We start from the raw sequence: 10,786 nt of genomic DNA on the forward strand, positions 1-10,786 counted from the left end.
GTAGTCACCTTCTGTGCTCGTCGCCGTGCCCTTGGGGTCGGTCACTGAGGTGAGGTTGCCGACGCTGTCATAGCCGAAGTTCCAGTGCTTCTGGAGGTGGATCCGGGTGCCGAGCGCGGTGTAGAGCGGGCGCAGCACGTCGTTGCCGTGCAGCTGCTCGGCGGCGATGCAGACCCGCACCGGGCCCCACGCGGTCTTCAGGAACTCCTTGTACTCCTCGGGCAGCTCGTCCCGGCCGTCGTTGAGCACGGCCAGGCTCATCACGTGGAAGCGGATGTCGACATCCCGGATCTGCTCGACCTCGAGCAGCCAGCGAGAGGTGATCCAGGCCCACGGGCAGGCCGGGTCGAACCACATGTCGGCGGTGACACGTTCGGTCACTGTGAGATCCCTTCGCGACGGGTGGCGCCGACAGGTCGGCGTCTCAGGAGAATCTTCACCCCGCAGCACATCGACCGGCACCCGAATGAGAGCGTGACCTCGGCCACCGCGGGCTGCCCGTACATGGAAGACTCGAATCGGGCCAGCCGTCACGAGCGGTAGGCGAACGGGCGCCGCCGGGCGTACGGCGACATGTGGGATGGAGACGAACAGTGCCGGGAGTGCGCAACCTGACGCAGGTCGAAGCGACCGAGCGGGCACGCCTGCTCAACGTGACGGGGTATGACATCAGTCTGGACCTGTCCAGCGCCGTGCTGGCGGCCGACGGCCGCACGTTCCGGTCGACGACCGAGGTCCGGTTCCGCTGCTCCGAACCGGGTGCGAACACCTTCATCGAGCTGGCCGCCGAGTCGGTGCGGTCCGCGACGCTGAACGGCACGCCCGTCGACCTCTCCGACTGGTCCGCCGAGAAGGGCCTGGCCCTGTCCGGGTTGGACAGCGACAACGTCCTGGTGGTCGACGCCGACTTCGGTTACTCGAACAGCGGTCAGGGTCTGCACCGGACGGTCGACCCGGTGGACGGCGAGACGTACCTCTACAGCCAGTTCGAGACGGCCGACGCGCAGCGGGTGTACGCCTGCTTCGACCAGCCCGACCTGAAGAGCGTCTACACCTGGCACGTCACAGTGCCGGCGCACTGGCGGGCGATCTCCAACATGCCCGTGCAGCGGGAGGAGCCGGCCGGTGAGGCGCTCAAGACGCTGCACTTCACCGAGTCGCCCCGGATGAGCACCTACATCACCGCGATGTGCGCCGGGCCCTACCACGAGGTGCGCGACACGCACGACGGCATCGACCTGGGGGTCTTCTGCCGGGCGTCGATGGCCCAGTACCTGGACTCCGACGACCTTTTCCTGATCACCAAGCAGGGCTTCGACTTCTTCCACGAGAAGTTCGACGTGCGCTACCCGCTGCCGAAGTACGACCAGCTCTGGGTGCCCGACTTCAACGCCGGCGCGATGGAGAACTTCGGCTGCGTGACGCACGCCGAGTCGCACTACCTGTTCCGCTCGCAGGTCACCGACTTCGAGTACGAGCAGCGGGCCAACACGATCCTGCACGAGCTGGCCCACATGTGGTTCGGTGACCTGGTCACCATGCGCTGGTGGAACGACCTGTGGCTGAACGAGTCGTTCGCCGAGTGGGCCAGCCACTGGTGCAACACGAACGCGACCCGGTTCAGCGAGGCGTGGACGACCTTCCTGTCCATCCGGAAGAACTGGGGCTACCGGCAGGACCAGCTCTCCTCCACCCACCCGGTCTACACCGAGATGCCGGACATGGAGGCCGTCGAGGTCAACTTCGACGGCATCACCTACGCCAAGGGCGCGAGCGTGCTCAAGCAGCTCGTCGCGTACGTGGGTGAGGAGCCGTTCGTGGCCGGGCTGCGGGCCTACTTCGGCAAGCACGCCTGGGGCAACGCCACCTTCGACGACCTGCTCACCGAGCTGGAGACCGCATCCGGGCGGGAGCTGCGCAAGTTCGCCGCGCAGTGGTTGGAGACCGCGCAGGTCAACACGCTGCGTCCGGAGGTGACCATCGGGGCCGACGGCACGTACGAGCAGGTGCTGGTGCGGCAGGAGGCCCCGGCGGCGTACCCGACGCTGCGGACCCACCGGATCGGTGTGGGCCTGTACGACCTGACCGACGGACGGTTGGTCCGTCGGGAGCGGTACGAGGTGGACGTGAGCGGCGAGCACACGGATCTCGCCGCGCTGCGTGGCGTCCGGGCCGCTGACGTGTTGCTGCTCAACGACGACGATCTCAGCTACACCAAGCTCCGCCTCGACGAGCGCTCGATGGCGACAGTGGTGCAGCACATCGGTGGCTTCGACTCGTCGCTGGCCCGCGCACTCTGCTGGACCGCCGCGTGGGACATGATCCGCGACGCCGAGCTGTCCGCCCGCGACTACGTGGCGCTGACGCTGAGCGGGCTGCCCGCGGAGACCGACATCAACCTGGTCACCGCCACCCTGCGGCAGGCGACCACCGCGCTCACCCTGTACGCCGACCCGGCCTGGGCGCCGACCGGCTGGGCCGACCTGGCCCGTACCGCCCGCGACGCACTCGCTGCCGCCGAGCCCGGCAGCGGGTTCCAGTTGGCCTGGGCCCGTGCGTTCACCTCGGCGGTCCGCTCCGAGGAAGACCTGGCCACGCTGCGCGGTTGGCTGGACGGCACCGGCATGCCGGCCGGGCTGACCGTCGACACCGAGCTGCGCTGGTCGGTCCTCGCCGCGCTGGTGGCCAACGGTGCCGCCGGGACCGCCGAGATCGAGGCGGAGTTGAGCAGCGACCGCACGGCCAGCGGCGAGCGGGAAGCCGCGTACGCGCACGCGTTGATGCCGACGGCCGAGAACAAGGCCGCCGTGTGGGCCCTGCTCACCGGCCCGGACGCGCTGCCCAACTGGCGGCACCGGGCGCTGTTGCAGGGGTTCGCCCACCCGGCGCAGGTGGAGCTGGTTGCCCCGTACCGGGAGCGGTACTTCGCGGCGGTCGGGCAGGTGTGGGCCACCCGGGACAGCGAGCCGGCGCAGGAGTTCGCCCAGTTGGCGTACCCGACCTATCTGGTGGAGGACGACACGGTCGCGGCCACTGACGCGTGGCTGGCTGGTGACGGGCACCCTGCCCCGCTGCGTCGGCTGGTGGCCGAGGGCCGCGACGGTGTGGTGCGGGCGCTGAAGGCCCGCGCGAAGGACGCCCAGGGCTCCTGAGCAGCGTTGTCCGGCCCGGGGCCGGCGTGGGTCTGAGCCCGCGCCGGCCCCGGACGCTGTTGTGGCGGAAGTACGGGCGGCGCTTCGAGCGCCTCGATCCCTCCGCCTGGCCCCGTGAGACAACCCCGGACACACCGAAGCCCGGCCGGCGTTCAGCGGGCCGGGCTTCGTCGTGCGTGTGGGTCAGCCCTTGCCGGCGTGGCTGGCGAGCTGGTCGAGGCCGTTGATGATGCCGCCGGCCAGGTCACCGCCGCTGAACGCGCCGACCATGGAGAGCGCGGCCAGCTTGGCGTACGTGTCGGGGATGCGCTTGCGGGCGTACCGCCCGGTGATGATCTCCAGCTGGCGCTGGTTGGGCGACACGGCGATCAGCACCGACTTGTCGGGCTCGGCGAGCTGACGGTGCAGCCGCTGGGCGTGCTCACGGATCGGCTCGTCGAGACCACCGACGAAGACCGAGAAGACCAGACCGGTGCCCTTGTCGGCCAGGCGCAACGCCTCGTCGATGCGCAGCAGCTGGCGGGTCGAGAACGGCCCGTCGAGCACCTCGGGCGGATTTTCCGACCCGGCCTGCTTTTCACCAACGGTCACTTGCGCCTCCGGTTCCACCGGCCGGCGCCTCGACGCTGGCCTGCTCAAGCTTGTGGCTGGTCAGCGCGGGCGCCTGCGCCCCCGCCGTCAGCGCGGTGCCGGCCGAGTCGGCCAGCTGCTCCGGACGGCCCAGGAACCAGACCGGAGTGAAGTCGAAGGGCCGGCCCGGGCGGTAGCGCTTGGCACCACCGCCACCGCCGGTGGCACCACCGTGGCTACCGGCGTACGACAGGCCGGCGATGACCAGCACCGCGGCCAACGGGATGCCGACGAAGACCAGCAACGTCTCGGTAACAGACAATCCCAACGCCCCCAGGCGGAAGAAGGACGACAGTGAAAAACCGGGTCGGATGGACGATCAATCTGCCGACCGCCCGACTCCGTCACCATTCACGTTAGCGGAGTCGACGGCCCGCCAGATTGCGGGGTGCCGATCCCATCCGTCACTGCAGTTCTCCAGTTGCGCAGCGGTAGCTATGAGCCGCGCGTCGTCGCCGTACCGGCCGGTGAGCAGCACCCCGACGGGCAGTCCGTCGGTCGTGGTGCCCAGTGGCAGGGAGACGGAGGGATCGCCGGTGACGTTGAAGATGGCGCAGTAGGGCGAGAACCGGCGTTGCCGGTCGAAGTCCGCGGCCGGGTCCGCGTCGGCGGTGAACCAGCCGACGGGTGCCTGCGGGGTGGCCAGGGTGGGACACAGGAGCAGGTCACACCCGGCGGTGCGGCGGGCACCGAGGCGCACCTGCGCCTGCAACTCCCCGAGGGTGGCGGTCAGGGTGCCGGCGGAGAGTTCAGCTCCCCGGGCCCGGAGCAGCCGGGTCAAGGGCAGCAGCTCCGCCTCCCGCTGCGGTGGCACCGGGGCGAGCGCCAGCACGTACCAGAGAGTCTCGAACAGCGGCCACACCGCCGGCCCGAGCGGCGGCGGCACCTCGACCACCTCGTGGCCGGCCGCCGTGAGCAGCGCGGCGGCCCGGTCCACGGCGGCCACGCAGTCGGGATGCACCGGTTCTTCGGCGAGCATCGGCGTGGTGAACCGGCCGATCCGCAGCGGGCCGGGCTCGGCCCGGCGCGCGACGGCCAGGTAGCCGCCGGGCGGCGCGGGCGGCGGCAGGTAGGGCTCGCCGGGGACGGGAACGGCCATGACGTCGAGCAGTGCGGCGACGTCGGTGACCGTCCGTCCGAGCGGGCCGGCGGTGGGCAGGCCGAACGCGCCGGAGCCGATCGGCCCGCCGGAGACGAGGCCCCGACTGGGCTTGTAGCCGACCAGGCCGCAGAGCGACGCCGGGATGCGCAGCGACCCGCCGCCGTCGGATCCCTGGGCGACCGGGACGAGCCCGGCCGCGACCGCCGCCGCCGAGCCGCCGCTGGAACCGCCCGCCGTGTACGCCAACTGCCACGGGTTGCGGGCCGGCGGCGCGACCCGGCCCTCGGAGTAGAGCGAACAGCCCAGCTCGGAGGTGGTCGTCTTGCCCAGGCTGACCAGACCGGCGGCCTTGATGAAGCGGACCACGTCGGCGTCGACCGGCGGGACGAAGTCGACGAAGGCGGCCGAACCGAAGGTGGTGCGAACCCCGGCGGTGAGCGTCAGGTCCTTGATCGCGGTCGGCACGCCGTGCAGTGGGCCGCGCTCCTCGTGAGGCGCCGCGTCGGCGGCGCGCGCGGCCTGCCGGGCGAGGTCCGGTGTGACGGTGACGAACGCGCCCACGGTGTCGCCGAGCGCCGCGACCCGGCGCAGGGAATGCTCGACCAGGTCGACGCTGGACAGCTCGCCGCGGGTGATCGCGGCGGCCTGTTCCAACGCGGTCAGGTCGTGCGGCTCGGCCATTACGCCATCCTGCCGGCAGTCGGCCCTTCGCGCAGCCGACACGCGCCGGAGACCGGAAACGGACCAACCGGATGCCCACCGCACGCTTGACGTGTCGAGCCGCGCTCAGCCGTGTAGGAAGCGCAGGGCGTTGGTGGACAGGAGCTTGTCGCGTTGGTCATCGCTGAGGAAGTCGGCCGCGTGAACCACCGCGCCCGCCGGCCGTTCACCCAGCGGGTACGGGTAGTCGCTGCCGACCAGCACCCGATCCTCCCCCAGGGTGTCGACCAGCAGCCGCAGGGCGGGCGGCGCGAAGACCACCGAGTCGACACTGAACCGGTCGAGGTAGCTGCTGGGCGGACCGGCGGACGCGCCCCGGACCAGGTCGCCACGGCGGTGCCAGGCGTTGTCGGCGCGGCCGAGCCAGAACGGGAAACTGCCGCCGCCGTGCGCGAAACAGATCCGCAGCGTCTCGGGCACCCGGTCGAAGACACCGCCGAGGATCATCGCCAGCACCGACAGGTGCGTCTCGGCGGGCATCCCGGTGAGCCAGCGGGCCATCCAACGGTCCAGTCGTGGCCCGCCCGGCATGTCCCACGGGTGGACGAAGACGGGTGCGCCCACCTCGGCGCAGTGCTGGAGGAAGGTGACCACACCGGCGTCGTCCAGGTCCCGGTCGCCGACGTGGTTGCCGATCTCCACGCCGACGTGCCCGGCGGCGAGGCTGCGGTCCAGCTCTGCGCAGGCGGCGTCCGGGTCCTGGAGCGGCACCTGGCAGAACGGCACCAGTCGGTCACCCCCGGCCGCGGTGACCTCCAGGGTCAGGTCGTTGAAGATCCGGGCGACCTTCACCGCCTGGTCGGCCGGACGGTCGTAGCTGAAGAAGACGGGGGTGGGCGAGACCACCTGCACGGCCACGCCGTCGGCGTCCATGTCGACCAGTCGGCGCGACGCGTCCCAGCACTCCGCGCCGACCGGGCGGAACTCCGTCTCCCCCACCATGATCATGGCGGCGCGCTCGGAGTCGACCCGCAACCACGGCCAGTCGGACCCGCCACACGCCGCGCCGAGGTCCGGCCAACCCTTCGGTACGACGTGCGTGTGCACGTCGACCACGCCTGCGGGCATCAGCCCTTGCCCGGGTGCACTGTGCCGCAGTTGGCACAGGTGCGCGCCGACTCGTCGGCGTAAAACGCCTGGAACACCGGCGGCAGATCGGCGGCGATGTCGCGGACCTGCAACTCGACCTCGTGCACCTTGTCGCCGCACTCCGGGCAGTACCACTGGAACGTCTCCAGGGTGCCCTCCTCACGGACCCGCTCGACGACCATGCCGATCGAGCCGGCCTCCGGCCGCTGCGGCGAGTGCGGGGTGTTTCGCGGCAACATCCACATCTGCCCCTCGCGCACGTGCACGGTGCGCGGCCCTTCCGGGGTGACCAGGTTGATGTGCATGTTGCCCTTGACCTGGTAGAAGAACTCCTCGTACGGGTCCACGTGGAAATCGGTGCGCTGGTTGGGCCCGCCCACCACCATCACGATGAAGTCGTCCCCGCCGGGGAACATCTCCTTGTTGCCCACCGGGGGCTTCAACAGGTGCTGGTTGTCGGCGATCCAGCCCGGAAAGCTGAACGGCTCGGCGATCTCACTCACGACTGACCTCCCGAGGGAAGAAGGGCCACGGCCTGGATTTCGATCAGCAGGTGCGGGTGCGGCAACTGGTGTACCGCCACCGTCGTACGGGTCGGTCCGGAGGCGTCGAAGAACTCGGCCCACACCTCGTTGTAACCACCGAAGTCGTTCATGTTGACCAGGTACGCCGTCACCTGCACCAGGTCGGTGAGGTCCGCTCCGACCGAACGCAGCAGATCCCGCACGTTCTCGATGACGGCCCGCGTCTGCACCCGGATGTCGAGGTTGGTGGTGCCGAACCCGTCCACCTCGACACCGGCGAAGGTGTTGTCCGCGCGCCGCGACGACGTACCGGAGACGAAGACGAAGCCACCGGCGACCTTGACGTGCGGAAAAGCCCCCCGCGGGACGGCCTTCCCGGCCACCACCCGGGCGGTCACGACGACGCCCGCAGCGAGGCCGTGCCGAGCTTCTCGACGACGGCGCGGACGTGGGCGCCGGGACGCAACGGAACAGCGGCGGTGGCGGCACCGGCCAGGAACACCCAGCCGGACTCCAGCCGCACCCCGTGCCGGCCCGCCAACCGGATGCCCTCGTCGAGCGCCCGGCGCGGATCACCGAGGATCGCCGCCGTCGAACCGACCTGCGCCACCCGCCCGTCGACCTCCAGCAGCACGCCCAGGTTGTCCAGCCCCGCCGGCACCGGCGACCACGGCCCGATCACGAAGGCGGCGGCCGAGGTGTTGTCAGCGACCACGTCGGGCAACGAGAAACGGAAGTCCGCGTACCGGGAGTCGATCAATTCGATGGCCGGGGCGACCGCGCGGACCGCCGTGGCGAAGTCGCCGACCGGATCGCCCGGCTCGGGCAGCCGGTCCAGCAGGAACGCCACCTCCGGCTCGACCCGGGGATGGATGTACGCGGCCGGGTCCACGGCGCCGCCGTCGGGCACCCGCATCGCGTTGGTGAGCCGCCCCCAGATCACCTCGTCCACGCCGACCTGGGCCATCTTCGCCCTGCTGGTCAGCCCCATCTTCAACCCGACCAACCGCTCACCGGCGTTCAGCCGACGTTGCAGCAGCGCGGCCTGCACGGCGTACGCGGTGTCCACGTCGAGGCCGGTCTCGGCGGCGAGTTGCGGGATGGCGGTGGCCGAGTCGGCCGCCGTGCCCAGCTTCTCGGCGATCCCGACGATGTCCACGCCGATCATGCTGTGCCACCTTCCGTTCGCGACTGCGGGGCTCGCGGACCCGGCTCACTCCCCGCGCTCACGGCCTGCTCCTTGTCGGCCAGGTCGAGGGCCACGTCCACGATCATGTCCTCCTGGCCGCCGACCATCCGGCGGCGGCCCAGCTCGACCAGGATCGACCGGACGTCCACGCCGTACTTCGTGGAGGCCCGCTCGGCGTGCCGCAGGAAGCTGGAGTAGACACCCGCGTACCCCAGGGAGAGCGTCTCCCGGTCCACCTGGACCGGTCGGTCCTGCAACGGGCGGACGATGTCGTCGGCCGCGTCCATCAGCGCGAACACGTCACAGCCGTGCTTCCAGCCGTGCAGCTCGGCGACCGCGACGAAGACCTCCAGCGGCGCGTTGCCGGCGCCCGCGCCCATGCCGGCGAGGGAGGCGTCCACCCGGACCGTCCGACCGTGCACCGCGTCGGGACCGACCGGCGCGGAGCCGGTGATCCGACCGTGCTCGACGGCGAGCACGCTGTTGGCGACCCCGAGTGACAGGTTGTGGTGCGCGTGGATGCCGATCTGCGTCTCCGGGGCGAGGACCTGCCGGTACGCGTCGACCCGCTGCGCCACGTCGGACATCAGCAGCCGACCGCCGGAGTCGGTGACGTAGACGCAGTGCGCCCCGTACGACTCCATCAGCTTGGCCTGCCCGGCCAACCCGGCCGGATCGTTCATGTGCGACATCATCAGGAACCCGGCGACGTCCATGCCGTTCTCCCGGGCCCACGAGATGTGCTGGGCGGAGATGTCCGCCTCCGTGCAGTGGGTGGCGATGCGCACGCTGGTCACCCCGAGCGCCTTCGCCGCCTTCAGGTCGGCGATGGTGCCGATCCCGGGCAGCAGCAGCGTGGTCAGCTTCGCCGTGGTCAGCACCTCGGCGGCGGCGGAGATCCACTCGGCATCGCTGGCCGCGCCGTGGCCGTAGTTGACGCTGGAACCGGCGAGCCCGTCGCCGTGCGCCACCTCGATGGCGGCCACCCCGGCGGCGTCCAACGCGGCGGCGATGGTGCGTACCTGGTCGACTGTGTACTGGTGGGCGATGGCGTGCATGCCGTCGCGCAGCGTCACGTCCTGGATGTAAAGGTCGGTCATGGCGCGGCCACCTCCGAGGAACGCAGGGCGACCAGCCGCTCCGCGGTGCGCAGCGCGGCGGAGGTCATGATGTCCAGGTTCCCGGCGTACGCGGGCAGGTAGTGCCCGGCGCCGGAGACCTCCAGGAAGACCGACACCTGAAGAGCGGTGAGCCGCCGCCCGAGCGTCGGCAGGTACGCCTCGACCCGGTCGAACTGCACGTCCTGCTTGAGCCGGTAACCGGGGACGTACTCCTGCACGGTCGCCACCATGTCCGCCACCGAGGCGGCGATCGCGTCGGTGTCCGCGTCGGCGTCCGGGCAGAGGCAGTAGACGGTGTCCCGCATCAGCAGCGGCGGGTCCGCCGGGTTCAGCACGATGATCGCCTTGCCCCGCTCGGCACCGCCCACCACCTCGATGGCGCGGGCCGTGGTCTCGGTGAACTCGTCGATGTTGGCCCGGGTTCCCGGCCCGGCGGACTTCGACGCGATCGAGGCGACGATCTCCCCGTACGCCACCGGGGTGACCCGGCGTACCGCGGCGACGATCGGCACTGTCGCCTGTCCGCCACAGGTCACCATGTTGACGTTGGGCTGGTGCAGGTGCTCGTCGAGGTTGACCGGCGGCACCACGTACGGGCCGATCGCGGCCGGGGTCAGGTCGACCACAGTGCGGCCGAGGGCGCGCAGCACCTCGTCGTGGCGTCGGTGCGCGCCGGCCGAGGTGGCGTCGAACACCAACTCGACGTCGGCGAACTCGGGCAGCGCGACGAGCCCGTCCACGCCGTCGGCGGTGGTGGCGACGCCGAGCCGGCGAGCACGCGCCAGGCCGTCGGAGGCCGGGTCGATACCGGCCATCGCCACCATGCGCAGGCTGTCGCTCAGCCGCAACACCTTGATCATCAGGTCGGTGCCGATGTTCCCGGAACCAAGCACCGCTATACCGGTGGTCACGCGGAAGTCTCCTTGCTGAAGCAGGTGCGCACCGAACCCAGCCCGGAGATCCGGGCCTCGTACGCGGCGCCGGGGGTGACCGGCACCATCGGGCCGAGCGCCCCGGAGAGCACCACGTCCCCGGCACGCAGCGGGTCACCGGCGCGGGCGAGGGTGCCAGCCAGCCACAGCAGGGCGTGCAGTGGGTTGCCCAGGCAGGCGGCGCCCGCACCCACCGACACCGGCTCGCCGGCGTGCTCCAGCACCATCCCGCACAGTCGCAGGTCCACGTCGGCGAGCCGGCGCGGCGTGGTGCCGAGCACGAAGAGCCCGCTGGAGGCGTTGTCGGCGACGGTGTCCACGATGGAG

The 10,786-nt window shown here is 71.1% G+C and carries 11 protein-coding genes and 1 pseudogene; 1 reads left to right on the top strand and 11 read right to left on the bottom strand.

Annotated features, from left to right (window positions below):
- Nucleotides 1–381: pseudogene (locus ABZ749_RS18950) on the bottom strand (disulfide bond formation protein DsbA); the annotation flags it as partial.
- A gap of 221 nt (nt 382–602) precedes the next feature.
- Here ABZ749_RS18950 and pepN point away from each other — a divergent pair.
- On the top strand, nt 603–3,152 hold the full coding sequence (pepN, locus tag ABZ749_RS18955; protein ID WP_357229466.1) for an aminopeptidase N: 2,550 nt from the start codon (nt 603–605) through the stop codon (nt 3,150–3,152).
- A gap of 183 nt (nt 3,153–3,335) precedes the next feature.
- Here pepN and ABZ749_RS18960 read toward each other — a convergent pair whose 3' ends face one another.
- The 10 genes from ABZ749_RS18960 to ABZ749_RS19005 all read right to left on the bottom strand — a co-directional run.
- Nucleotides 3,336–3,743: a DUF5130 family protein gene (locus ABZ749_RS18960; RefSeq protein WP_124856680.1), complete on the bottom strand. Its 408-nt coding sequence runs from the start codon at nt 3,741–3,743 to the stop codon at nt 3,336–3,338.
- Nucleotides 3,730–4,026, bottom strand: a complete 297-nt coding sequence (locus ABZ749_RS18965; protein WP_196930456.1) for a hypothetical protein — start codon at nt 4,024–4,026, stop codon at nt 3,730–3,732. Before ABZ749_RS18965 ends, ABZ749_RS18960 begins: the two co-directional genes overlap by 14 nt.
- Before the next feature lie 75 nt (nt 4,027–4,101).
- Nucleotides 4,102–5,565, bottom strand: coding sequence for an amidase (locus ABZ749_RS18970; protein WP_357229470.1), 1,464 nt, complete (start codon nt 5,563–5,565; stop codon nt 4,102–4,104).
- A gap of 105 nt (nt 5,566–5,670) precedes the next feature.
- Nucleotides 5,671–6,672 (bottom strand): amidohydrolase family protein, encoded by a 1,002-nt coding sequence (locus tag ABZ749_RS18975; RefSeq protein WP_357229472.1) that lies wholly within the window; start codon nt 6,670–6,672, stop codon nt 5,671–5,673.
- Complete coding sequence (locus ABZ749_RS18980; protein WP_357229475.1) at nt 6,672–7,196, bottom strand: 3-hydroxyanthranilate 3,4-dioxygenase; 525 nt, start codon at nt 7,194–7,196, stop codon at nt 6,672–6,674. Before ABZ749_RS18980 ends, ABZ749_RS18975 begins: the two co-directional genes overlap by 1 nt.
- Nucleotides 7,193–7,615: a RidA family protein gene (locus ABZ749_RS18985; RefSeq protein WP_238669047.1), complete on the bottom strand. Its 423-nt coding sequence runs from the start codon at nt 7,613–7,615 to the stop codon at nt 7,193–7,195. Before ABZ749_RS18985 ends, ABZ749_RS18980 begins: the two co-directional genes overlap by 4 nt.
- Complete coding sequence (locus tag ABZ749_RS18990; protein WP_357229478.1) at nt 7,612–8,385, bottom strand: fumarylacetoacetate hydrolase family protein; 774 nt, start codon at nt 8,383–8,385, stop codon at nt 7,612–7,614. Before ABZ749_RS18990 ends, ABZ749_RS18985 begins: the two co-directional genes overlap by 4 nt.
- Nucleotides 8,382–9,506: a 4-hydroxy-2-oxovalerate aldolase gene (gene dmpG / locus ABZ749_RS18995; protein ID WP_357229481.1), complete on the bottom strand. Its 1,125-nt coding sequence runs from the start codon at nt 9,504–9,506 to the stop codon at nt 8,382–8,384. The genes ABZ749_RS18990 and dmpG overlap by 4 nt, the downstream gene beginning before the upstream one ends.
- A complete protein-coding gene (locus tag ABZ749_RS19000) occupies nt 9,503–10,438 on the bottom strand; it encodes an acetaldehyde dehydrogenase (acetylating) (RefSeq protein WP_355008903.1) in 936 nt (311 codons plus the stop codon). The genes dmpG and ABZ749_RS19000 overlap by 4 nt, the downstream gene beginning before the upstream one ends.
- The coding region (locus tag ABZ749_RS19005) for a fumarylacetoacetate hydrolase family protein (RefSeq protein ID WP_357229485.1) at nt 10,435–10,786 on the bottom strand (352 nt) is incomplete at its 5' end. The genes ABZ749_RS19005 and ABZ749_RS19000, both read right to left, overlap by 4 nt.

Source organism: Micromonospora sp. NPDC047753 (assembly GCF_040642735.1).
Lineage (GTDB): Bacteria > Actinomycetota > Actinomycetes > Mycobacteriales > Micromonosporaceae > Micromonospora.

Bases quoted from the DNA above. Each gene is read 5' to 3' on its own strand.
- dmpG (WP_357229481.1), bottom strand. From the start codon at position 9,506: ATGACCGACCTTTACATCCAGGACGTGACGCTGCGCGACGGCATGCAC.
- ABZ749_RS18975 (WP_357229472.1), bottom strand. From the start codon at position 6,672: ATGCCCGCAGGCGTGGTCGACGTGCACACGCACGTCGTACCGAAGGGT.
- ABZ749_RS18990 (WP_357229478.1), bottom strand. From the start codon at position 8,385: ATGATCGGCGTGGACATCGTCGGGATCGCCGAGAAGCTGGGCACGGCG.
- ABZ749_RS18970 (WP_357229470.1), bottom strand. From the start codon at position 5,565: ATGGCCGAGCCGCACGACCTGACCGCGTTGGAACAGGCCGCCGCGATC.